Genomic DNA, 23,167 nt, shown 5'->3' on the forward strand with positions numbered 1-23,167 from the left:
GACACCATCCGGAGCCAGCAAACACAAACCACCAGGCTGGACCTCACCCTCAGGCCGGCACTACCCCAGCGAACACCAGGACTGGGAACCACCCCGCTGGCCACACCGCCTCCCGACCACATACCTGACCTCGGACACCGGCCCGCACCACGCCCCGGGCCAAGGCCTGCCCGCGGATCCGGGACATCATCCGGACCCGGCGCCAACCCGGCACCCCGGCCAGGACCCCGGCCGGGATCCCGAACCGGAACTGCCCCCGGACCCCTTCCCGGACTGGCACCAATTCACCGACTGGCACCCATTGCCCGCCGCAGACCCGGACGATCCGGGCTGGCCAGCGCCCCTCGACGACCCCATCCCGGAATGGCTCCTGCTCCTCAAGGCCTTGGACAACGCCTAGCCCGCCCAGGCCGGGAACGCACTACACCCCAAGAGTGAGGTACGCGAGTTCCGAGTGGCCAGCGGAGAGTGCCCTGCGGCCTGCGCGCGGCGCCGCGTACGGACGGATGTCCAGATGCGGGTGCTCGTGGTCCGCAGCTGCGTCGATGACGTCAGGTGCCGCGTCGATGACTTCCGGGCTGAGGCCGTCGCCGGGAAGAACAGCGATTGCGTAGTCGGTCATGGTGCGCCCTTCTGCTCAAAGGGAAAGGGTGCCGGCGTTCAGCCGAGGAACGGCACCAGGAGTGAGGTCGGGAACAGCACCAGGGCACCGCCGATCCGGTTGGTCAGCGCAGCGAACGGCATCAGGTGCATGCGCCCGGCGGCGCTGAGGACCGAGACGTCGCCGCTTCCGCCAGTGTCGGCCATGACCAGGCCGGGGGTGATGGACGCCTCGACGAAATTGAGCTTGACCAGCCAGCCCCGGATCCCCGAGGACAGGGTGGCGACGAGGACGGTGACGATGGTCAGGACGATGAATGCCGGGTTGGACAGGGACTGCAGGACTTCTTCGATGTTGATTTAGGTGATGCTGACCCCCACGAGCAATGCCGCGATGAGGAAGGCTCCGATCATGTCCCCCCACTCGGAGCTGGCGTCTTCGAGTTCCTTCGGAGAGAGGCCGAAGATCTTGACGGCGGCGGCGATGATGATGATGGTCCAGGCGCAGGGGTGCAGGCCGGGAACGAAGGCCGCGACCAGGTTGCCGACGATGAACTGGATGCCGGCGATGGCCAGGCCCTTGCCGAGGGACACGAAGGCTGCGACGTCCTTCTTGGGCGGCGACGTGAGGTCTCCCGACTTGCCCTTGACGCGCAGCAGTGCGCCGTGGCCGTTGAATCCAACGAAAGGCTGGATGCCGCGTCTGCCGATGCCGTTGTAGATGCCTGCGAACAGGATGCAGACGATGTTGGCCCTAACGACGGCGGACATCAGGTCTCCGCAACGCGGCGAAGGTTCGGCTTGGGCGGGCGGACGCGTTCTTCCGCGGCTCCGGGCGCGGATATTTCATCCGCGGATATTTCGTCGTCGTGGGGCAGGTGGGTCTGGGTTACTGACATCGTTGTCTCCCAAGGGGATAGCGGCATGGCGCCGGGGGCGCGGTCTGCCGAAGGGTGGGTGCGCCTGTTCTTAGCGCGAAGCGGAAAGGCTGGAAAGGGCTGGGCCCGGGTGACTGAATCGCGGGCGTAGGCAACTGTCTCGGCGAGCAGTGCTTCGTCGATGCCGGTATCGTGGCCAGCGGCGTGCAGGTGGCGGACCAGCCCTTCGGTGGCGAGGTTGCCGACGGCTCCGGGGGCGAAGGAGCACCCGCCGTACCCGCCGAGTGCGCTGTCGAACCGGGTGATTCCGAGGTTGATGGCGGCGCTGACGGTAGCCAGCGCCTGGCCGTGCGCGTTGTGCAGGTGCAGGTGCAGGTGCAAGGGCAAGTGAAGGGAATAGTTCAATTCCGGCTCGGCGTCCAGGACGAATCCCACAGCGGCGATGGCCCGTTCAGTGGGGGTGGTGCAAAGGGTGTCGGCGAGGCCAATGGTGGTGATGCCCATGGCCTCGAAGGCCCGGACAACCCTGAGCAGGTACTCCGGGGAGATGTCCCCCTCGAAGGGCAGGTGAAAGCGGTGGAAATACCGGCGAGGAAGTCCGTCCCGGGGTACGTGGGGACTGCTTCCCCGAGACCGGACAGGGCTTCTTCGATGCTCTGGCCGGCATTGGCGTTGCCGTGGGCCTGGCTGGCAGAGGTGACGACGGCGATGTGCTCAGCCCCCGCGTCGGCTGCCCTTTGGATGCCCCGCCCGTTCAGGGCCAGGGACGTGTAGGCCACGTCGTTGCGGACGGGCAGCCCGGCGAAGAGTGCTTTGTCGTCGGCCATTTGTGGCACCTTCTTCGGGTTGACGAGGAGGCGATTTCGAGGCGCCGCACGCCGGCCGCGATCAGCCGGGCTGCGGTTTCCAGTTTCCTGGCGGTCGGGACAACGACGTCGATGTCCTGGAGTCCGTCGCGGAGGAAGACGTCTGTGATTTCAATCTGCATTCAGACCACGCCCTGCGGGGCGAGCCTGGCGTCCTGGGCAGGGCTTCAGCGAGCTGTTCCGGGGTGAAGCCGGCGAGGTCGCGCAAGACCTCCTGGGTGTGTTCTCCGAGCTCGGGTCCGTGCCAGCGGACGGATCCTTCGTGTCGGGGAGCTCATGGCTCCACCTTAATCGCCGGAAGCGGCGCCGGCTCAAATTTGTCCCCTGTGGCCCGGCAACGACCTCGAATCCCTGCCGGACGTCGCTGCGCCTTGCTCCCGTTAACCCGTGGGCTGGCCGGCGGGTGGGCCGGCGGGCTGCGCCTCCGGTCGCTCCTCCGGTCATGCCTCCGCGGGTTTGGCGACCGGCAGGAGGGGAGCGAAGAACGCGGCGAGCTCCGCCGTCGCTGTCAGGGGCAGGACGTTGGCCACATACTGGTCCGGCCGCACCACTACAACGACGCCGCCGCGGTCGAGCCCGCGCAGCTCGAAGATGTCCGCTGCCGGATCGGTGCCGTAGACCTTCTCGTAGTCCGTCAGCCGGAACGGTCCCACCTGCGGTTTGAACGCCGCCGGGACGGTTCCGATGTCGAGGCTCGTGTGGTCCTGCTGGTAGATGACCTTCACGTCGAACCATGCGTCACGGTCGGCGCCCGACGGCGTCGCGGCCAGCGGCGAGTCCGGCGCGTTCGCGATCCACTCGGCGAAGTCGGCCACAGGCGACGGCGCACCGGCCAGTGCCGCGTCGGCGAAGACGTAGATGCGCCAGCGGCCATCCGCCGTGGCATGGTGCCCGAGCTGCACCGGGTTGGTGTCGCAGACTCGCACGACGGGCGCCGACTTGAAGCGCTTGCCGATGGTGAAGCCGGTGGCCAGGTCCTGGTGCGCGGGCGCGGCGATGAGCATGGAGGGGCCGTAATGCGTCATGAACCCGGCGGGGAACTCTGCGGTGCGCACGTAGAAGTCCTCGAGCTCGGAGGGGTTGTCGAACTCCTCGGGCTTCTTCGCCATGAGCGTGGACCACTCCTTGTCGAAGTCGATGAGGTCCTTCGCGATGACCTGGCGCTCGGCCGAATACGTGGACAGCAGGCTCTCGGGGCTGCGGCCCTCGAGCACGTGCCCCAGCTTCCAACCGAGGTTGAAGCCGTCCTGCATGGAGACGTTCATGCCCTGGCCGGCCTTGGCGCTGTGCGTATGGCACGCGTCGCCGGTGATGAATACGCGCGGCGTGCGGGTGCCCCGCTGGTCCGGGAGGACGTCATCGAACCTGTCGGTGAGGCGGTGGCCGACCTCGTACACGCTGTGCCAGGCGACATTGCGCACGTCGAGCGTGTAGGGGTGGAGGATCTCGTTCGCCTGTGCAACGATCTGCTCGATGGTGGTTTTGCGGACGGCGCCGGCGTCGTCCTGCGGCACCTCGCCGAGGTCAACGTACATGCGGAAGAGGTGGCCGCCTTCACGCGGGATCAGCAGGATGCTGCCGCCCGTGCCGGACTGGATGGCGCACTTCGTGCGGATGTCGGGGAAGTCCGTGACGGCGAGCACGTCCATGACGCCCCAGGCATGGTTGGCCCGGTCGCCGGCGAGCGTGCAGCCGATCGACTCGCGCACCTTGGAGCGAGCGCCGTCAGCGCCGACGACGTACTTGGCTCGGACAACGCGCTCCCGGCCTGCGTCGGGGCCGGCCGTGTGGAGGAGCGTCACGGTGACGGGGTAGTCGCCCTCGCCGGAGACCTCGAGGCTGCGGAACTCCAGGCCGTAGTCGGGCGACATACGCGTGGGCGCGTTGGCCATGACCTCGGCGAAGTAGTCCAGCACGCGGGCCTGGTTGACGATCAGGTGCGGGAACTCGCTGATGCCCGCCGGATCGTCCAGGGTGCGGGCGGTGCGGACGATGCGGGAGGGGTCCGCGGGGTCCGGCTTCCAGAACGCCACCTCGGTAATGCGATATGCCTCGGCAATGATCCGCTCGGCGAAGCCGAAGGCCTGGAAGGTCTCGACGCTCCGGGCCTGGATGCCGTCGGCCTGTCCGATGGCGAGCCTGCCACCGCGGCGCTCCACGATGCGCGTGGTGACGCCCGGGAACTGGGACAGTTGGGCTGCGGTCAGCATGCCCGCTGGACCGCTGCCCACGATGAGCACGTCGACCTCGTCGGGAAGCTCCGCGGGCCGGTCGACGCCGACGCCGGCGGCGGGCTGGACCCGCGGGTCACCGGACACGTAGCCGTGGTGGTGGAACTGCACGGGGTTTCCTCGTTTCGTCGTGTGGGACGCTTCGCCTGAATTGTGTTCGATATTAGAACTCAGTGTTCGATAATAGAAGCGTCTGCTGGTCTAAAATGTACGGCAGATATGACGCGGGTTACAAGTTCCTTAGAAGACACTTTATGACCCACGCCGACGATCCCGCTGCATGGGGCAAGAGCGAACTTGAAGTTCCCGGCAGCGCGTTTTCGGCGCTGCCGGGGGCGCGTGGTGCGCTTTCATTTTGTCTGGTTTGCCGCCGGGCTCAGGATGCCCTGCATGCTTTCGGCCATGTATTCGGCTATGACGCTCTGCGATACGGGCAGGTCTAGAACTTAGACACCCTTGCACCCGCTGGTGACCCAGTCCTCAAGCCGGTCGAGGTCCGCCAGGCTGCGGGCCTTGATGCCTTCGGCGCCAAATGCCCGTCCGACGGCGGCCAAGTCCACCTCGTCGATGAGCATGGCTTCGCTGTCCAGTACCCGCGAAGCGTACTGGTGCAGTTCAGCGCCGTAGGCGGCGTCGTTGAAGACGACGATGATGCCGCTTCGGACGGTGCGGATCATGGCCTCCAGTTCGGGCAACGCCATGAGGGCGCCTCCGTCGCCGGTGACGAGGACGGTGGTTCGCCCGTTCGCTGCCTGTGCCGCCCCGACGGCGGCTGGCAGTCCCAAGCCGATGGTCTGAAAGGCCGTCCCGACGAGAATCATGGCCTGGGGGTCCGGGGCCGAGCAATACATGGGGATCCATCCGGAGAAGTGGCCGCCGTCCTGCACGCTGGTGCGTTGTGCCGGGAGGATCCTTTCGAGAGCCCGGGCGAATGCCCTCGGGTTGAGCCGCCCGTCGCATGCGTATTCCTCCGTGGGCGGTTCTTCTGTGATCCGTCCGTCCGCTACTTCAGGAACCTTGTCGCGCCATCGGGCGGTGCGGGTGGTGAGTTGTTCAAGGAGCATCTCACTGAATGCGTTGCCGTCAGAGCAGATGAAGCGGTCCACGCAGGGGTGGGTCGCGGCGGGCAGGGTGTCCACCTGGATCACCGTTGCATCGGGTGCGATGAGCGTCCCGTACCTCATCTGGAACATGTTCAGGCTGGCTCCCACAACGAGCACGACGCCGGCCTGTCGCATGAGCTCCACGGCCGGGATCCGCCCGAAGCCGCCGGCGATCCCAAGGTCCCACTCGGAGTCGAAGATATTCCGGGCCAGGATGTCCTGCATGGAGCCCATGCACAGCACAATTTCGCCGCTGTCCGCGATGCCGCGTCCAGCCAGGCCGGTTCCGGCGCCCCGTGTCACGATGGGCGTGCCTGTTTCGTAGGCGATCCGGCATACAGCCTGCACGTCTTCGATGCTTCGCGCGCGCACTGCAGCGACGGGTGTCCCGGCGGCAACGTGACCGGAGCGGTCCAGCCGGTATTGGCCAAGCTCTTCAACATTTGTCACCACCCGGCCGGGGAGCGCCTCCAGCAGCAAACCTGCGATGTCCATATGACTTCTTTCTCTTCCGGGCGATCCTCTGGCGTCCCGGGTCAACGGGTCATGTGCCCCCGGCGGGGCCGTGGATCAGACTTTGGCGTTGTCCGTGGTGTGGCTGACGGCGGGAGTGCGCTTGTCGAAGATGGTGGCTCCGACCTCCTGCTCGGCCTGGTTGTTGATGCTCAGGTCGATGCCGTTCCGGTCGCGGAGCACCAGTACGGCGCCCGCCGAAATCAGCGCGACAACCAGCAGGTAAACGGAAACGGACGTGGTTGTCCCGGTGGCCTGGACCATCGCCGCGGCAATGGTCGGAGCGAAGGCCCCGCCGAGGATCGAGCCCAGGGCGTAGGAGATGGCGACGCCGGAGAACCTGATGGAGGCGGGAAACAGTTCGCTGTAGAGCGCGGCCTGCGGGCCGTAGGTCAGGCCGAGCCCGACGGTCAACAATGCAAGGCCGAGGAGCAGTGCCCAGATGTTCCCGGTGTTTACCAGCCAGAACAGGGGGAAGACTGCGGCGATCAGGCAGCCGTAGCCGATGAGGTAGGTCTTCTTACGGCCGATGCTGTCGGCGAGGCAACCGGCAACCAGGGTGAAAATGAACCAGAAGGCGGCGGAGGCAGTCACGGCGAGTAGCACTCCGGTGCGGTCCATGGCCAGGCCCTTGGGATTGGTGGAGTAGTTGAGGATATAGCCGCCGGTGGTCATGTAGCCTGCGGCGTTGTTACCTGCAAAGACCAATGCGGCGAGAATAACCAGCAGCCAGTTCTTTTTGAACAACTCGACGATCGGAACCCGCGTCTGCTGCTTCTTCTGGGCGATTTCCTCGAAGACGGGGCTTTCTTCCACACTGCGGCGGAAGACGAAGCCGACGATGATCAGGACAAAGCTGAGCAGGAACGGGATGCGCCAGCCCCACTCAACAAAGGCCGCACCGGGCGAGATCACGCCGGACATCAGGGCCAGCACGCCGGAGGCAAGGATCATGCCCAGTGGGACGCCCAGCTGCGGGAACGAGCCGTGGGGCCGCGCTTGCCCTTGGGAGCATGCTCACTGCCATCAGTACGGCACCGCCCCATTCGCCACCGGCGGAAATGCCCTGCAGGATGCGCAGCAGCAGCAGCAAGAGTACCGGTGCGATAATGCCGGCAGTCTCGTAGGTGGGCAGCACACCAATAAGGGTCGTGGCAACGCCCATCAGCACCAGGGTGAGGACCAGCATTGCCCTCCTCCCCAGCCTGTCGCCGAAGTGGCCGGCCAGGAAAGCGCCCAGGGGCCGGAACACGAAGCTGAGTCCGATCGAGGCGAAGGAGATCAGGATGCCGATGTCACTTCCGGCAGGTTCGAAGAAAAGCTTGGCGAAGACCAGGCCCGCCGCGTTGGCGTAGGTGAAAAAGTCGTACCACTCGATGGTGGTTCCGATGATGGCGGCGAACGCTACCCGGCGGCGATCCTTTGCCGTCGTGCGCTGCGCATGCGGGAGAGCAGTTCCTCATTTCTTGCGGGCACGTCTCTGTGGCCCGGTAGAGGTGGAGTGCGGTGGCCGCGAGGTGGGCCTACGGTCATACATGAAACCGTATACGATTGTTCAGTGTAGCTTTGATGCAATTCGTGTCAAGGCTCACATTGAAATGAGGCTCCTGTCCGCGCCAATGCTACGAAGCTGCGCGGGCCCTTGACGGAACCGTTGGAGTCATGCATAGTTTCGTATACGATTTTATTCTTGACGAGGAGTTACTTTTGGACCAGGTCAATGAAGACACGCTGGCCGCCGCCAGGAAGGTCATCGCGGTGCACCTCAACTACCCCAGCCGCGCAGCCCAGCGCGGCCGCACGCCGGAACAGCCCTCATACTTCCTGAAGCCGCCGTCGTCCCTGTCGCTCGGGTCGGCGAAAGCCCCGTCCGCGGTGGAGCGTCCGGCCGGCTGCGAACTGCTCGGCTACGAAGGCGAGATCGCCCTGATCATCGGCAAACCTGCCCGCCGGGTCGGCATCGCGGATGCCTGGAGCCACGTCGAATGGGTGACGGCCAGCAACGACCTCGGCGTCTACGACCTTCGCTACGCGGACAAGGGCTCCAACCTCCGTTCGAAGGGCGGCGACGGCTTCACCCCGGTCGGCCCGGGAATGATCCCGGCGGACGCCGTGGACCCCGCCACACTGCGGATCCGCACCTGGCACAACGGCGACCTGGTCCAGGACGACACCACCGAGGGCCTGCTGTTCCCGTTCGCCCGTCTGGTTGCCGATCTCTCCCAGCTGCTGACCCTCGAAGAGGGCGACATCATCCTGACCGGCACGCCTGCCGGGGCCTCGGTGGCCAAGCCGGGCGACGTCGTCGAGGTTGAAGTCAGTGCTGCCGGCCTGACCACCGGGCGGCTGGTCACCCGGGTGGAGGAAGGCACGACGCCGTTCGCAGACTTCGGTGCGCCGCCCAGGACGGATGACCTGCAGCGCGAGGAGGCATATGGTTCGCGGGAAGCGGCCGGCCTTGCCGCGGTGGAAGGCGCCGCCGTCGGGACCGTCCTGTCCCCGGGGCTGAAGGCGAAGCTGGAAAGCGTCTGCACCGCCACCCTCTCCTCCCAGTTGCGCAAGCGCGGGCTGAACAACGTCAGCATTGACGGCCTGACCGCCACCCGGCCGGAGAAACGGGTGGTGGGCCTGGCCCGGACACTGCGCTACGTACCCAACCGTGAGGACCTGTTCAGGACCCACGGCGGCGGGTTCAACGCCCAGAAGCAGGCGATCGACTCCGTGAACGAGGGCGAGATCCTGGTCATGGAGGCCCGCGGCGAGAAGGGCACCGGCACCATCGGCGACATCCTGGCGCTTCGCGCCCAGGTCCGGGGAGCGGCGGCGATCATCACCGACGGAGGCGTCCGCGACTTCTCCGCCGTGGCCGCGATGGAGATGCCCACCTACTACTCCAACCCGCACCCCGCCGTCCTGGGCCGCCGCCACATCCCGTGGGACACGGACATCACCATCGCCTGCGGCGGCACCACCGTGCAGCCAGGCGACATCATCGTGGCCGATTCCGACGGCATCCTGGTGATCCCGCCGGCGCTGGCCGAGGAAGTGGCGGACGACTCCATCCGCCAGGAACGCGAGGAAACCTTCATCGCCGAAATGGTGGAGCAGGGCCACAGTGTGGACGGCCTCTATCCGCTGAACGCCGCCTGGCGCACCAAGTATGAGGAATGGGAAGCGGTCAAAGTCAATGGTTGAGTCGATGGTGGCAGCAGGCAGCAAGTCCGAGCAGGCCTATGCGGCTATCAAGGACCAGATCCTCCAGGGCCTTTACTCGCCTGGGTACCGTCTGGTGCTTTCCAAAATTGCGGACGGCCTGGGCGTCAGCGTGGTCCCGGTCCGAGAAGCAATCCGCCGGCTCGAGGCGGAGGGCCTGGTGAAGTTCGAGCGCAACGTGGGCGCCACGGTGGCAGGAATCGACCCGGTCGAATACCTCTACACCATGCAGACCCTGAGCATTCTCGAGGGTGCGGCCACCGCACTTTCCGCACCGCTGATCGGTGCGGCAGATGTTGCCCGGGCCCGTGCCGTCAACGCGGAGATGCGCGCCTGCCTGGAACATTTCGACCCCATCCGGTTTACCCAGCTGAACAAGGACTTCCACAGCGTCCTGTTTGAGCACTGCCCCAACCCGCACATCCTGGGCCTCGTCCATCAGGGCTGGGATCAGCTGGGCTCCCTGCGGTCCTCCACGTTCCGCTTTGTCCCCGGCCGGGCCCACGAATCGGTGGACGAGCACGAGGCCCTGCTGCGGCTCATCGAAACCGCCGCCGGCGCGGAGGACATTGAAAAGGCCGCCCGCCTGCACCGTTCCGCCACCCTGGACGCCTACCTCAACCAGGCCAAAAACATCTGACCGATTGCCCAGGACGCTTACCCGATTGCCCGGGACACTGTCCGGACCCACCCAGCAGTAAGGAAACAACAATGACGTTCACTGCCGCAGAACCCAGCACCCACTACGTGCCGCAGGACCTGCCCACCCACATCCGGCACTACATCAACGGCCACTTCGTGGACTCCGTGGGCGGGGCCACCTTCGATGTCCTGGACCCGGTCTCCAACACCAACTACGCCACCGCCGCCGCCGGCCAGAAAGAGGACATCGACCTCGCCGTCGCCGCCGCCCGCGAGGCGTTCGTCAACGGCCCGTGGCCGAAGATGAAGCCGCGCGCACGCGCCCGGGTCCTGAACAGGATCGCTGACGCCGTCGAGGCCCAGGAGGACCGGCTCGCCGAGCTGGAGACGTTCGACACCGGGCTGCCGATCACCCAGGCGAAGGGCCAGGCGCTGCGCGCGGCGGAGAACTTCCGCTTCTTCGCCGACCTGATCGTGGCCCAGTTCGACGACGCCATGAAGGTCCCGGGCTCGCAGATCAACTATGTGAACCGCAAGCCGATCGGCGTCGCCGGGCTCATCACGCCGTGGAACACCCCGTTCATGCTCGAGTCCTGGAAGCTCGCCCCGGCGCTGGCCACCGGCAACACCGTGGTCCTCAAGCCGGCCGAATTCACCCCGCTCTCGGCATCCCTGTGGGCGCAGATCTTCAAGGACGCCGGGCTGCCCGACGGGGTGTTCAACCTTGTCAACGGCCTGGGCGTGGAAGCCGGCGACGCGCTGGTCAAGCACCCGGACGTCCCGCTGATCTCCTTCACCGGCGAGACCAGCACCGGCCAGACGATCTTCCGCAACGCCGCCGCCAACCTCAAGGGCCTCTCCATGGAGCTCGGCGGCAAGTCCCCCTGCGTCGTGTTCGCCGACGCCGACCTCGACGCCGCGATCGACTCCGCCCTGTTCGGCGTCTTCTCGCTCAACGGAGAACGCTGCACGGCCGGTTCCCGCATCCTCGTCGAACGCGGCATCTACGAGGAGTTCTGCGAAAAGTACGCCGCCCGCGCGAAGAACATCGTCGTCGGGGACCCGCACGATCCCAGGACCGAGGTCGGCGCCCTGGTCCACCCCGAGCACTACGCCAAGGTGGCCTCCTATGTCGAGATCGGCAAGTCCGAGGGCCGGCTGCTGGCCGGCGGCGGACGCCCGGAAGGACTCCCGGAAGGCAACTACATCGCACCCACCGTGTTCGCCGACGTCGCCCCTGACGCACGGATCTTCCAGGAGGAGATCTTCGGACCGGTCGTCGCGATCACGCCGTTCGACTCGGATGAGGAGGCGCTGGAGCTGGCCAACGGCGTCAAATACGGGCTCGCCGCCTACATCTGGACCCAGAACCTGACGCGCGCCCATAACTTCTCCCAGAACGTCGAGGCCGGCATGGTGTGGCTGAACAGCCACAACGTCCGCGACCTCCGCACCCCGTTCGGCGGCGTCAAGTCCTCCGGACTGGGGCACGAGGGCGGTTACCGCTCCATCGATTTCTACACCGACCAGCAGGCCGTGCACATCACCCTGGGCCCTGTTCATACTCCTAAATTCGGCAGCGTCGAAGCCTCCGCCCACAGCGAGGGCTAGTAGCCGGCGACAGCTAGCCCCTCCCCACCCCCCTTTCAACGAAGAGAGAACGCCATGACCAACTTTGTACCCACCCCCACCGTCCCGGCACCGGACATTGTCCGCTGCGCCTACATGGAGCTTGTCGTCACCGACCTCGCGAAGTCCCGCGAGTTCTACGTCGACGTCCTCGGCCTGCACGTCACCGAGGAAGATGAGAACAGCATCTACCTGCGCGCCCTCGAGGAGTTCATCCACCACAACCTGGTGCTGCGCAAGGGACCCGCCGCCGCCGTCGCCGCGCTCGCCTACCGGGTCAAGTCCCCCGCCGAGGTGGACGCCGCCGAGGCCTACTACCAGGAACTGGGCTGCCGCACCGAACGCCGCAAGGGCGGCTTCACCAAGGGAATCGGCGACTCCGTCCGCGTCGAGGACCCGCTGGGTTTCCCGTACGAGTTCTTCTACGAGACCGAGCACGTCGAACGCCTCACCCAGCGCTATGACCTCTACAACGCCGGCGAACTGGTCCGTCTGGACCACTTCAACCAGGTCACGCCGGACGTCCCGCGCGGCCGAGCGTACCTTGAGGACCTCGGCTTCCGCGTGTCCGAGGACATCAAGGATTCCGACGGCGTCACGTACGCGGCCTGGATGCACCGCAAGCAGACGGTCCACGACACCGCGCTGACCGGCGGGGACGGCCCCCGGATGCACCACGTCGCGTTCGCCACGCACGAAAAGCACAACATCATCCAGATCTGCGACAAGATGGGCGCCCTGCGCATCAGCGACCGGATTGAGCGCGGCCCCGGCCGGCACGGCGTCTCCAATGCGTTCTACCTCTACATCCTGGATCCGGACGGCCACCGGATCGAGATCTACACCCAGGACTACTACACGGGTGACCCGGACAACCCGGTCATCACCTGGGACGTCCACGACAACCAGCGCCGCGACTGGTGGGGCAACCCCGTGGTCCCGTCCTGGTACACCGAGGCTTCCCCGGTCCTGGACCTGGACGGCAACCCGCAGCCCATCGTGATGCGTGAAGACAAGAGCGAAATGGCCGTAACCGTCGGCGCTGACGGATTCTCCTACACCCGCCAGCCGGGCGAAGAAGTCGGCTTCAAGCTCGGGTCGCAGCTCTAGCCATGCTGGACGCCACGACGATCGAGGCCATCGCCGACGAGTTGCTGGAGGCCGCGCGGTCCCGCACGCCAGTCCCCCGGCTGACCGCCCGCTACCCGGGCATGACGGTGGAGGACTCCTACGCCGTGCAGCAGCTGTGGCGGCGCCGCAACGAGGACGCCGGCCGCAAGCTGGTGGGGCGCAAGATCGGCCTGACCTCCAGGGCCATGCAGGCCGCTACAGGCATCACCGAACCGGACTACGGTGCCATTTTCGACGACATGGTCCTGGAAACCGGCTGCTCCGTGCAGTGGGATCAGTACACCCACCCGCGGGTGGAGGTGGAGCTGGCATTTGTCTTGAAGAAGGACCTGTCCGGCCCCGGCTGCACCATCTTCGACGTCCTCAACGCCACGGACTACGTGGTTCCGGCCCTGGAAATCCTGGATTCCCGGATCGAGATGGAGGGCCGGACCATCGTGGACACTATCTCGGACAACGCCGCCATGGGCGCCATGGTGATCGGCGGCAACCCGGTAAGGCCCGACGCCGTCGACCTCCGCTGGGTCTCGGCCATCCTCTACAAGAACCAGACCGTGGAGGAAACCGGCGTCGCCGCCGGCGTCCTGGGCCACCCCGCCAACGGGGTGCACTGGCTCGCGAACAAGATCGCTGCCCACGGCGACGGCATGAAGGCCGGGGACATCATCCTCGCCGGCTCCTTCACGCGCCCGCTCTGGGCCTACAAGGGCGATACCGTGCACGCCGACTACGGACCGTTGGGAGTTGTGACATGCCGCTTCGAATAGACCCCAAAAATGCTGACTACGCGAACACGTTCCGCGACGCCCTCGCCGCTGCGGACCGCCCGCTGGCCGGGATGTGGGTGTGCTCGGGCAGCCCGCTCGTGGCGGAGCTCTGCGCGGGGTCTGGCCTGGACTGGCTCCTGGTCGACGCCGAGCACAGCCCCAACGGCCTCGAATCCATCCTGGCCCAGCTGCAGGCGGTGAACGGCTACCCGGTCCACGTCCTGGTCCGGCCCCCGGTCAACGACACCGTGGTGATCAAGCAGTACCTGGACCTTGGCGTGCAGAACCTGCTGATCCCGATGGTGAACTCGGCCGCCGAAGCGGAATCCGCCGTCGCGGCCACCCGCTACCCGCCCCAGGGCGTCCGCGGCGTCGGCTCCGCGCTGGCCCGGGCCGCCCGCTGGAACCGGATCCCGGACTACCTCGCCCGCGCCGGCGAAACGGTCAGCGTCACTGTGCAGATCGAATCGACGGCGGCTGTTGAGGCTGTGGGGGACATCCTGGCGCTGGACGGCGTCGATGCCATCTTCCTGGGACCGTCCGATCTGGCGGCCTCCATGGGTGTGCTGGGACAGCAGGAACACCCGGAGGTGCGCGCCGCCGTCGAAAGCTGCCTTACCGCTGCAAAAGCGGCCGGAAAACCGGCCGGCGTGAACGCCTTCAACGAAGGCACTGCCCGGGGCTACCTGGCCGCGGGGGCGTCGTTTGTGCTGGTGGGCGCCGATGTTGCGCTGCTGGCACGTGGCTCCGAAGCCCTGGCGGCCACCTTCATCACCCCCGACGGCGACGCCCCCGCCAGCTACTGACGCCAACTGCGGAGCTTGAGCCTGCCGAAACCCCCTACTTTCCCTGAGGAGACCCACCCATGACCACCGCGCCTGTACTGTCCCCGGCACCGTCCCCAGCAGGGGCCCCTGCCGTCACCCGTGAGCGGGAGGCCGCGCTCGTCGCCTCCGTCCCCACCGGCCTGCTCATCGGCGGGCAATGGCGGGAGGCGTCCGACGGCGGCACGTTCGACGTCCACGACCCCGCCACCGGCGAGGTACTCGCCACCCTCGCGTCCGCCACCGGCGAGGACGCCCTCGCCGCGCTCGACGCCGCCGACAAGGTCCAGGCCGCCTGGGCGCGGACGGCCCCCCGGGAACGCGCCGAAATCCTGCGCCGCGCCTTTGACCTGGTCACCGAACGCGCCGACGACTTTGCGCTGCTGATGACCCTGGAAATGGGCAAGCCGCTCGCCGAAGCACGGGGTGAAGTGACCTACGGTGCCGAGTTCCTGCGCTGGTTTTCCGAGGAGGCCGTCCGGGATTACGGCCGCTACCTCACCACGCCCGAAGGCAAGAACAAGATCCTGGTCCAGCACAAACCGGTCGGCCCTTGCCTGCTGATCACGCCCTGGAACTTCCCGCTGGCCATGGCCACCCGCAAGGTCGCCCCCGCCGTGGCCGCCGGCTGCACCATGGTCCTCAAACCCGCCAAACTCACGCCGCTGACCGCCCAGTTTTTCGCCCAGACCATGCTAGACGCCGGCCTGCCCGCCGGAGTCCTCAACGTGCTCCCCTCGTGCAGCGCGGCCCGGATCTCCGGCCCGCTGCTCGCCGACCCGCGGCTGCGGAAGGTCTCCTTCACGGGTTCGACGCCGGTGGGCAAACGCCTCATCGCCGACGCCGCGCAGAACGTCCTGCGCACCTCCATGGAACTCGGCGGCAACGCACCGTTCATCGTGTTCGAAGACGCAGACCTGGACAAAGCCGTGGAAGGCGCCATGGCCGCGAAAATGCGGAACATGGGCGAAGCCTGCACGGCCGCGAACCGCTTCCTGGTCCAGGCCTCCGTCGCTGCCGAATTCACCCGGAAGTTTGCCGCCGCCATGGGCGCGCTGGCCACCGGCCGCGGCACGGAACCCGCCACCCGCGTGGGACCGCTGATCGACGCCGGCGCCCGCAACGACGTGCACGCCCTGGTCAGCGCCGCCGTCGAGGCCGGAGCCACCGCCGTCACCGGCGGTTCCCCGGTTGACGGGCCTGGCTATTTTTACCCTCCCACCGTGCTCGCCAACGTGCCGAACGACGCCGCTATCCTCCAGCAGGAAATCTTCGGCCCCGTCGCCCCCATCACTACCTTCAGCACCGAGGAGGACGCCGTACGGCTGGCGAACGCCAGTGAATACGGCCTCGCGTCCTATGTCTACAGCCGCGACTTCAACCGGCTGCTGCGCGTTGCCGAGCAGATCGAATTCGGCATGGTGGGCTTCAACGCCGGCGTCATCTCCAACGCCGCAGCACCTTTCGGCGGCGTGAAACAGTCCGGCCTGGGCCGCGAAGGCGGCTCCGAAGGCATCGCTGAATACACAACCACGCAGTACATCGGCATCGCCGACCCCTACGCCGGCTGAGCGCTACGTGATGGCGCTCCAGGCCAGGAAGTCCCGGCTGTTCGCGGACGTCAGGGACGGCGATAGGGGGTCCCTTGGCGCCGATGAATGCCCCGGGACGGACCTATGTGACCCCGCGTTGCTTGTTTGGGCGGTCAGCCCTTCGGGAGTCCGAACCGGGCGCCCAGGCCTGTGAGCGCACCATAGACATCGGGCACGGCCCACCACTCGGCGGCCAGGCCGTTCTCGAAGAGAAGCAGGTGCATGGCGGTGACCGTCACGGGTTTGCCGGTGGCCGGCAGCCCCAGGAACGTTCCCGCGTGGGTTCCCCGCCACGTGACCCGCCCGCAACTTTGTCTCCTCGACCACGGCGTCCTCGACCACGCCGCGGTGTCCGCCACCAAGAGGTCAGTCGGTCCCGCGCGGCCTCCACACCACCAAAGCCTGGGAGCGGGCCCGGGGCCGCTTGCCGCGGGCGAGGCTGACGACGTCGCCCGCTGTGCCGGCCGCGAACACGCGGGCGTCCAGGGGCTGCCGGCGCCGCGCGAGCTCCTCGGTCAGCTCACCGACCCGGCGCTGCAGGGCGGCCACCTGGTTCTCCAGCTGCAGGATCCGTTTGATGCCCTCGAGGGACACGCCTTCGTGCGAGAGCCGTTGCACTTCGCGGAGCATCATGACATCACGCTGGGAATACCGCCGCGATTTCCCCGGGGCACGGCTCGGCGAGACGATGCCCATCCGGTCATACTGCCGCAGGGTCTGCGGGTGCATATCGGCTAAGTCCGCCGCAACGGAGATCACGAAGATCGGCTGGTCGAATTCGATGTCCATGACCGGATCCCGTTCCTACAGCCGGGCCTTGGCTGCAAGGCCGGTGCGTACGTCCTCACCGTCGGTGGCCGCGGCGAACGCCTTCACGGCGTCCTCCGCTTCCTTGTTGAGCTTCCGCGGAACGGCGACGTCGATCGTCACCAGCAAATCTCCGGTGGCCTTCGCGTGCTTGACACCCCGGCCCTTGACCCGGAGGGTCCGGCCTGACGGAGTGCCGGCCGGAACCCGGACCTTGACCGTGTCGCCGTCGATGGTCGGGACCTCGATGTCGGCGCCCAGGGCCGCTTCCGGGAACGTCACAGGAACGTGGATGCGCAGGTTGTCGCCGTCGCGGACATAGAACTCGTGTGGCTTCACCGAGACCGTAACCATAAGGTCGCCGTACCCGGCGGGGCTGAACTGGCCCTTGCCGCGGACGCGGACCTTCTGGCCGTCCTTGATGCCGGCCGGGATGCGGACGTCAATGACTTCGCCGTCCGGTTCACGCAGGCCGATGGTGGTGCCGCGGATCGCGCCGGCAAAGGAGATGCTGGTCGACGCCGTACGGTCCGCACCCTTCTGCGGGCCGCGCTGGAAGTTCTGCCCGCCACCGAAACCGCCGGCTCCGCCCCCGCCGAACAGGTCCGCGAACTCGGGCGGAATGCCGCCTGACGTGCTGTAACCGCCGGTATGCCGTCCGGCGCCTCCGGTGAAGAGGCCGCCAAAGAGATCCTCAAAGCCGGCGTTGCCGCCCGCGGCGCCGCCTGCGCCGCCCGGGGCGAACCGGGCTCCGCCCATGGCCCGGATGGCGTCGTACTGCTGGCGCTCATCGGGGTCGGAGAGCACGGAGTAAGCCTCGGAGATGTCCTTGAACTTCTTCTCCGACGCGACATCCCCCGCATTGGTGTCCGGGTGGTGCTGCCGCGCGAGCTTCCGGTAGGCCTTCTTGATGTCGGCGTCGGAAGCGTCCTTGGCGACACCAAGGATCTTGTAGAAGTCCTTGTCCACCCAGTCCTGGCTAGCCAATGGCGTTTCCTCTCTCGTTCTGCTTGCGTTGGAGCTCCGCTGGATAGGGGGCCCGGGAGTGGCATCTAAGGATCTGGCCGAGGGCCCCGACACGAGCTTGCGAGTGTTGGGAAGCCCAATATCCGCTGCCGGAGCCGGGTGGCCGAGGATCGCAGATCCTTGGCCACCCGGCGGAGGGGCGGTGCCCCCTCATCCGCGAAGGCGTGGGGCGTCGCGCCGAACGCAACCTACTCCGGAACGGCCACAATCACCTGTGCTGCCCGGAGCACGCGGTCGCCGGACTTGTAGCCGGAGCGCAGGACCTGGCTGACGGTGTCGAACTCGACGTCGGGGCCGGGCTGCTGGATGAGGGCCTCATGGATATTGGGATCGAACTCCACACCGGTCTCTTCGATGCGCACCAGGCCGTAGGTCTTCAGCGCGTTCTCCAGCTTGGCTGCGATCGCGGCGAACGGGCCGTCCGCGAGGTCACCGTGCTGGCGTGCGGCGTCGACGTCGTCCAGTACCGGGAGCAGGGAGTTCAGGACGCCGATGACGGCCATCTCCCCTGCCACGGCGCGGTCGCGTTCGACGCGCTTGCGGTAGTTGACGTACTCGGCCTGCAGCCGGCGGAGGTCATTCCTGAGCTCCTCCGCTGCGGCAGCGTCAACGCCCTGCGCCACCGATTCCTCGGCCGGAACCTCAACGCTGTTCAGGATGTCCTCGGCCTGGGACAGTGCGTCCCCGGACTCGGTGTCCCCTGCGGCGTGGTGCTTCTGGTCAGGATGGCGGGCCTGGCCGGTCTTCGGATCAACCTTGCGGTTGTCGTGGATGACCGGTTTCTGCGGCTCGTTCTCCTGCTCGTTGCCGTGGCTGCGGTTCTCCGAAGAACCGTGCTCTTCCTCGTTACCGTGATGGGGCATGATTACTTCTTCTCGTCTTCGTCAACGATCTCGGCGTCGACGATGTCCTCGTCGGCTCCGGCAGCCTGCTCGCCGGCAGGTGCACCCTGGGCGCCGGTGGCGCCGTCCGGGGAACCAGCCTGGGCGTAGATGGCCTCGCCGAGCTTGGTCTGGGAAGCCTGCAGCTTCTCGAACGCGGTCTTCACAGCGGCGTCATCGGTGCCTTCGAGTGCCTTCTTGAGGGCGTCGACGTCGGCCTTGACCTCGGTCTTGACCTCTTCGGGCAGCTTGTCGGCGTTGTCTGCGATGAGCTTGTCGACGGAGTAGGCGAGCTGCTCGGCCGTGTTGCGGGTGTCGGTTGCCTCGCGGCGGGCCTTGTCCTCGGCGGCGTGCTCCTCGGCGTCACGGACCATGCGGTCGATGTCCTCCTTGGAGAGCGCGGTGCCGCCGGTGATGGTCATGGACTGTTCCTTGCCGGTGCCCTTGTCCTTCGCGGAGACGTGCACGATGCCGTTGGCGTCGATGTCGAACGTGACCTCGACCTGCGGGACGCCGCGCGGAGCCGGAGCGATGCCGGTCAGCTCGAAGGTGCCAAGCGGCTTGTTGTCGCGAGTGAACTCACGTTCGCCCTGGAAGACCTGGATGGCCACGGACGGCTGGTTGTCGTCGGCCGTCGTGAAGGTCTCGGAACGCTTCGTGGGGATGGCCGTGTTGCGCTCGATCAGGTGCGTCATAACACCGCCCTTGGTCTCGATGCCGAGGGACAGCGGGGTGACGTCGATGAGCAGCACGTCCTTGCGCTCGCCCTTGAGGACACCTGCCTGCAGGGCGGCGCCGACGGCGACGACCTCATCCGGGTTGACGCCCTTGTTGGGCTCCTTGCCGCCGGCCAGTTCCTTGACGAGGTCGTAGACGGCCGGCATACGGGTAGACCCGCCGACGAGCACGATGTGGTCGATTTCGGAGAGCTTGATGCCGGCTTCCTTGATAACGTCCTGGAACGGCTTCTTGGTGCGGTCCAGGAGGTCCTTGGTCAGGTCCTGGAACTTGGCGCGGGTCAGCTGCTCGTCCAGGTGGACCGGGCCGTCGGGGGTGACGGAGAGGTACTGCAGGGAGACGTTGGTGCTGGTGGAGGAGGAGAGTTCCTTCTTGGCCTGCTCGGATGCCTCACGCAGGCGCTGCAGGGCGATCTTGTCTTTGGACAGGTCGATGCCCTTGACCTTGAGCTGGCCCAGCAGGTAGTCAACGACGCGCTGGTCCCAGTCGTCGCCGCCGAGGTGGTTGTCACCGGCGGTGGAGCGGACTTGGATGGTGGAGAAGTTGTCTTCGTCCTTGCCCACTTCGAGGAGGGAGACGTCGAAGGTTCCGCCGCCGAGGTCGAAGACGAGGATGAGTTCGTCTTCTTTGCCCTTGTCCAGGCCATAAGCCAGGGCGGCCGCGGTGGGCTCGTTGACAATGCGCAGGACGTTCAGGCCCGCGATTTCGCCGGCCTCCTTGGTGGCCTGGCGCTGGGCGTCGTTGAAGTACGCCGGAACGGTGACGACGGCGTCCGTGACCTTTTCGCCCAGGTACGACTCGGCGTCGTTCTTCAGCTTCATCAGGATGCGGGCGGAGATTTCCTGCGCGGTGTACTTCTTGTCGTCAATGGCGACGGACCAGTCGGTACCCATGTGGCGCTTGACGGAAGCGATGGTGCGGTCAATGTTGTTGACGGCCTGGCGCTTGGCGATCTCGCCGACCAGGACTTCGCCGGACTTGGAGAAAGCAACAACCGACGGCGTGGTGCGGCCACCCTCGGCGTTGGCAATGACGGTGGGCTCGCCGCCTTCGAGAACGGAGACGACGGAGTTGGTTGTTCCGAGGTCGATACCTACTGCACGTGACATGTGTGGCTTCCTTCTTTCCGTGGAAACTTGCTGAGATGGCTGCGGATCGCGGGGATCCGACCGTTGAGCGATCTGCACTCAACTTTACTCAGACCGGAATCAAAGTCAATCCAAGTTGAGCGTAGGTGACTCAACTTTGGATCCGGAACAAAAGGAACCTTTGCGGGGAGGGCCGGAATCTCGCGGATTTCCGGCCCTCCCGCCCCGGCCGGGAGGTTATTTCGCTGTCCGCGAACCCCGCCGGGCCTGCCCTCGTCGCCCGGCTAGCGGTCGTCGCGGTCCGGGTCCTTGGCCTTTGTCTCGCCGGTAGTGCCTGCAGCGCCGTAGTCACCCTCGGGATAGTCGCCCTCCTCTGCGGCGACGGGAGCGCCGCCGACACCCCCGGCCTTGCCGTAGTCGCCCTCGGGATAGTCGCCCTCCTCGTCGCCGACGGCCGCCGCGCCGGCCGTGCCCGCCGCGCCATAGTCGCCTGCCGGATACTCGCCCGCCTCCGCGGTCGGCGGGTTCTCCCCGGCCGTGCCTGCCGCGCCGTAGTCTCCTTCGACATACTGGCCTTCGGCGGCCTGGTCGTCCAGAGCCTTTTTTGCAGTCTCACTTTCGGCTTCCGCTGCCGTTCGATCAAACTCGCTGTTTTCGGACATGTCTGGAATCCTCCCTGGAAGCATCGGGCACACCCAAGCGGGCGCAGGGGCAGTCTATCGAGCACCGCCGGGAGGCAACAGAGGAATGTGGCTCACGGGGCGGCGTCGGCTGCCGGCAGCCCGGCGACCTCGGCGAGCACGGCGAGATGGTGGCCGAACAGTTCGGCCCGGTCAGTAAACGTTTCCTCGCCGTACTGGCCGAAAACTTCGAAGCTCACGGCACCGAAGAGCGACGTCCACGCCAGGGTGCCGCGGGCCAGGAGGTCATCCGGCACGGCCAACGCGAACTCCGCCCGGATGGTCGCCAGGTCCCCGGTCAGGCCGGCGGCCACGGCAGGATGCCGCCGGCCCTCCACCGAAAGCTGCCCGGCGCGGAAGGCGTCGTCGAGGATCGTCATGAGGGCGACGACCACCCGGGTCCCGGGACCGGTGGTGCGCCCGGCCGGTGCCCGGTAACCGGGCACCGGGCTGCCGAAGAGAAGGGCGTAGCGCGACGGTTCGCGCAGCGCCCAGTCCCGTACGGCGCGGCCCAGCGCCACAAAGCGGCCGCCGAAGTCTGCCGCCGGCACCGCAGCCCCGGCGTCGTCCACTTCATCGCCAAGCTCGTTGTACGCGTCAATCAGGAGAAGGGTCAGCAGCTCCTCCCGGTTCTCGACGTAGCGGTAGACCGCCGAGGACACGACGCCGAGATCCCGGGCTACGGCGCGGAGTGACAGAGCGGCAGCCCCGTGCAGCGCGAGGTGCTCCCGGCCCAACCGGATGATGTCGGAGACGGTCCGGGCGCGGGCACGCTCGCGCGGGGTGCGGGGTCCGGAAGCCGCGGCGGCGGGGCGGGCGGAGTCAATGCTGTCCTCTGGCATGCGTCCAGCATTTCACAAACAAGAGCACTGTCAACAAATGTGAGCACCGCTCTTGACTAGTTCCGCCCCGGGGTCCATCCTGAAGTTGAGAGCACTGCTCTCGCAATGCAAAAGGAGAATGGAATGTCCCAATCTGAAACCGCGGGGCCCTCCCGGCTCTACGTCGTCACGGGAGCCGGCCCGGTGGGCTGGACGGTCGCGGAGCAGCTGGCCGGCGCGGGCCACCGCGTGCGCATCCTGACGAGGTCCGGAAGCGGTCCCACGCATCCGCTGATCGAGAAAATGGCCATCGATGTTTCGGACCCCGCCCGGCTCGGCGGGGCCTTCCACGGCGCCACCGCCGTCTTCCACTGTATCCACGGTTCGCGGTATGACGCCGGCGTCTGGGCGACGGAACTGCCGGCGGCGGAGCAAAGTGTGCTCGCAGCGGCGGGCGGGGCGGGCGCCGTCGTCGTCTTCCCGGAGAGCCTGTACTCCTACAGCGCGCCGGAGCACATCATGACCGAGGAGGGCCCGCGGCAGGCGCAGGGCGGCAAGCGCGGCGTCCGGACCGCGCTGCTCGCGGCCCGCGCGGCATCCGCCACCGCCACCGCGAGCGTGGTGGCCGGCGACTTCTTCGGCCCCCGGGTCCGCAACGCGCACGCCGGCGAGCGCATGGTCCGTCCCGTCGTGACCGGCAGGCCCATGCGGATGATCGGACGGGCGGACCAGCCCCATTCCTTTACCTATGTCCCGGACCTTGCGGCCGCCATGATCGCGGCAGCGGACCGGCCTCAGCAGTGGAACCGGGTATGGCATGCACCCACCGGACCCGCGCTGACCCAGCGCGGGATCGCGGGAGCGTTCGCCGCGGCGGCCGGCGCCCGAACTCCGCGTGTCGCTGCGGTACCCGGATGGGCGGTGAAGGCGATGGCGCTGTTTTCGCCCGCCATGCGGGAACTGGCGGAGACGCTCTACCAGTTCCAGCGCCCCTTCGTGATGGACTCCCGGGCCAGCGAGGCCGCATTGGGGATCCAGCCGACGCCTCTGCGCGAAGCAGCCGCCGCCACCGTCGCCTGGTGGGGGGACCAGGGACAGTGACGGCAGCTGCGGTCGGGGGTTTCCGGGAGCGGGGTT

21 protein-coding genes and 3 pseudogenes are annotated in these 23,167 nt (G+C 67.1%); 10 read left to right on the plus strand and 14 right to left on the minus strand.

The features are described from left to right. Positions 1-400, plus strand: a pseudogene (locus tag ABIB51_RS14130) (hypothetical protein); the annotation flags it as partial. Between the two features lie 21 nt (positions 401-421). On the opposite strand, the gene ABIB51_RS14135 reads toward ABIB51_RS14130, so the two are convergent. The 5 genes and pseudogenes from ABIB51_RS14135 to ABIB51_RS14155 all read right to left on the minus strand — a co-directional run bounded on the left by ABIB51_RS14135 (position 422) and on the right by ABIB51_RS14155 (position 4,686). Then, entirely contained in the window at positions 422-622 is a 201-nt protein-coding gene (locus ABIB51_RS14135) for a hypothetical protein (protein WP_354189039.1), read from the minus strand. A 38-nt stretch (positions 623-660) separates the two neighbouring features. Then, a pseudogene (locus tag ABIB51_RS14140) lies at positions 661-1,371 on the minus strand (2-hydroxycarboxylate transporter family protein). Beyond that, positions 1,371-2,045 (minus strand): hydroxymethylglutaryl-CoA lyase-like TIM-barrel protein, encoded by a 675-nt coding sequence (locus ABIB51_RS14145; protein ID WP_354189208.1) that lies wholly within the window; start codon positions 2,043-2,045, stop codon positions 1,371-1,373. The pseudogene ABIB51_RS14140 and the gene ABIB51_RS14145 overlap by 1 nt, the downstream one beginning before the upstream one ends. A gap of 187 nt (positions 2,046-2,232) precedes the next feature. Continuing rightward, positions 2,233-2,466, minus strand: coding sequence for a hypothetical protein (locus ABIB51_RS14150; protein ID WP_354189041.1), 234 nt, complete (start codon positions 2,464-2,466; stop codon positions 2,233-2,235). 318 nt (positions 2,467-2,784) lie between these two features. Beyond that, the gene (locus ABIB51_RS14155) at positions 2,785-4,686 is read right to left on the minus strand and encodes an FAD-binding monooxygenase (RefSeq protein ID WP_354189043.1); all 1,902 of its coding nucleotides are present in this window, start codon (positions 4,684-4,686) and stop codon (positions 2,785-2,787) included. 143 nt (positions 4,687-4,829) lie between these two features. Between ABIB51_RS14155 and ABIB51_RS14160 the strand changes: the two genes are divergently transcribed. After that, positions 4,830-5,018: a hypothetical protein gene (locus tag ABIB51_RS14160; RefSeq protein ID WP_354189045.1), complete on the plus strand. Its 189-nt coding sequence runs from the start codon at positions 4,830-4,832 to the stop codon at positions 5,016-5,018. Between the two features lie 3 nt (positions 5,019-5,021). Here ABIB51_RS14160 and ABIB51_RS14165 read toward each other — a convergent pair whose 3' ends face one another. Both ABIB51_RS14165 and ABIB51_RS14170 read right to left on the minus strand, forming a co-directional pair. Further along, positions 5,022-6,173, minus strand: coding sequence for a thiamine pyrophosphate-dependent enzyme (locus ABIB51_RS14165; protein WP_354189046.1), 1,152 nt, complete (start codon positions 6,171-6,173; stop codon positions 5,022-5,024). A 75-nt stretch (positions 6,174-6,248) separates the two neighbouring features. Further along, a pseudogene (locus ABIB51_RS14170) lies at positions 6,249-7,584 on the minus strand (MFS transporter). A gap of 269 nt (positions 7,585-7,853) precedes the next feature. Between ABIB51_RS14170 and ABIB51_RS14180 the strand changes: the two are divergent. From ABIB51_RS14180 to ABIB51_RS14210, 7 genes are all read left to right on the plus strand, one after another. Further along, positions 7,854-9,386, plus strand: a complete 1,533-nt coding sequence (locus ABIB51_RS14180) for a fumarylacetoacetate hydrolase family protein (protein WP_502916137.1) — start codon at positions 7,854-7,856, stop codon at positions 9,384-9,386. Further along, on the plus strand, positions 9,379-10,044 hold the full coding sequence (locus tag ABIB51_RS14185) for a GntR family transcriptional regulator (protein ID WP_354189052.1): 666 nt from the start codon (positions 9,379-9,381) through the stop codon (positions 10,042-10,044). Before ABIB51_RS14180 ends, ABIB51_RS14185 begins: the two co-directional genes overlap by 8 nt. A 71-nt stretch (positions 10,045-10,115) precedes the next feature. Next, positions 10,116-11,657, plus strand: a complete 1,542-nt coding sequence (gene hpaE, locus ABIB51_RS14190; RefSeq protein WP_354189054.1) for a 5-carboxymethyl-2-hydroxymuconate semialdehyde dehydrogenase — start codon at positions 10,116-10,118, stop codon at positions 11,655-11,657. Positions 11,658-11,711: 54 nt separating this feature from the next. Then, positions 11,712-12,785, plus strand: coding sequence for a 3,4-dihydroxyphenylacetate 2,3-dioxygenase (hpaD, locus tag ABIB51_RS14195; protein ID WP_354189056.1), 1,074 nt, complete (start codon positions 11,712-11,714; stop codon positions 12,783-12,785). A 2-nt stretch (positions 12,786-12,787) separates the two neighbouring features. Next, the gene (hpaH, locus tag ABIB51_RS14200; RefSeq protein WP_354189058.1) at positions 12,788-13,573 is read left to right on the plus strand and encodes a 2-oxo-hept-4-ene-1,7-dioate hydratase; all 786 of its coding nucleotides are present in this window, start codon (positions 12,788-12,790) and stop codon (positions 13,571-13,573) included. Next, a complete protein-coding gene (locus tag ABIB51_RS14205) occupies positions 13,558-14,379 on the plus strand; it encodes an aldolase/citrate lyase family protein (protein WP_354189060.1) in 822 nt (273 codons plus the stop codon). The genes hpaH and ABIB51_RS14205 overlap by 16 nt, the downstream gene beginning before the upstream one ends. 59 nt (positions 14,380-14,438) lie before the next feature. Continuing rightward, positions 14,439-15,968 (plus strand): NAD-dependent succinate-semialdehyde dehydrogenase, encoded by a 1,530-nt coding sequence (locus ABIB51_RS14210; RefSeq protein WP_354189062.1) that lies wholly within the window; start codon positions 14,439-14,441, stop codon positions 15,966-15,968. Positions 15,969-16,102: 134 nt separating this feature from the next. Here the strand turns inward: ABIB51_RS14210 and ABIB51_RS14215 are convergent, their stop codons facing one another. The 7 genes from ABIB51_RS14215 to ABIB51_RS14245 form a co-directional block, all read right to left on the minus strand. Further along, positions 16,103-16,348: an ester cyclase gene (locus tag ABIB51_RS14215; RefSeq protein WP_354189212.1), complete on the minus strand. Its 246-nt coding sequence runs from the start codon at positions 16,346-16,348 to the stop codon at positions 16,103-16,105. A 7-nt stretch (positions 16,349-16,355) separates the two neighbouring features. Continuing rightward, a complete protein-coding gene (locus ABIB51_RS14220; protein ID WP_354189064.1) occupies positions 16,356-16,778 on the minus strand; it encodes a heat shock protein transcriptional repressor HspR in 423 nt (140 codons plus the stop codon). A gap of 15 nt (positions 16,779-16,793) precedes the next feature. After that, positions 16,794-17,783, minus strand: coding sequence for a DnaJ C-terminal domain-containing protein (locus ABIB51_RS14225; RefSeq protein WP_354189066.1), 990 nt, complete (start codon positions 17,781-17,783; stop codon positions 16,794-16,796). Positions 17,784-18,010: 227 nt separating this feature from the next. Then, entirely contained in the window at positions 18,011-18,685 is a 675-nt protein-coding gene (locus ABIB51_RS14230) for a nucleotide exchange factor GrpE (RefSeq protein ID WP_354189068.1), read from the minus strand. A 2-nt stretch (positions 18,686-18,687) separates the two neighbouring features. Then, the gene (gene dnaK, locus ABIB51_RS14235) at positions 18,688-20,550 is read right to left on the minus strand and encodes a molecular chaperone DnaK (protein ID WP_354189070.1); all 1,863 of its coding nucleotides are present in this window, start codon (positions 20,548-20,550) and stop codon (positions 18,688-18,690) included. A 263-nt stretch (positions 20,551-20,813) separates the two neighbouring features. After that, positions 20,814-21,191: a hypothetical protein gene (locus ABIB51_RS14240; RefSeq protein ID WP_354189072.1), complete on the minus strand. Its 378-nt coding sequence runs from the start codon at positions 21,189-21,191 to the stop codon at positions 20,814-20,816. A gap of 92 nt (positions 21,192-21,283) precedes the next feature. Then, on the minus strand, positions 21,284-22,051 hold the full coding sequence (locus tag ABIB51_RS14245) for a TetR/AcrR family transcriptional regulator (protein WP_354189074.1): 768 nt from the start codon (positions 22,049-22,051) through the stop codon (positions 21,284-21,286). A gap of 123 nt (positions 22,052-22,174) precedes the next feature. Between ABIB51_RS14245 and ABIB51_RS14250 the strand changes: the two genes are divergently transcribed. Beyond that, complete coding sequence (locus ABIB51_RS14250; RefSeq protein ID WP_354189076.1) at positions 22,175-23,131, plus strand: NAD-dependent epimerase/dehydratase family protein; 957 nt, start codon at positions 22,175-22,177, stop codon at positions 23,129-23,131. Positions 23,132-23,167: the final 36 nt, after the last annotated feature.

It is taken from the genome of Arthrobacter sp. UYCu712 (assembly GCF_040547005.1).
Taxonomy (GTDB): Bacteria; Actinomycetota; Actinomycetes; order Actinomycetales; family Micrococcaceae; genus Arthrobacter.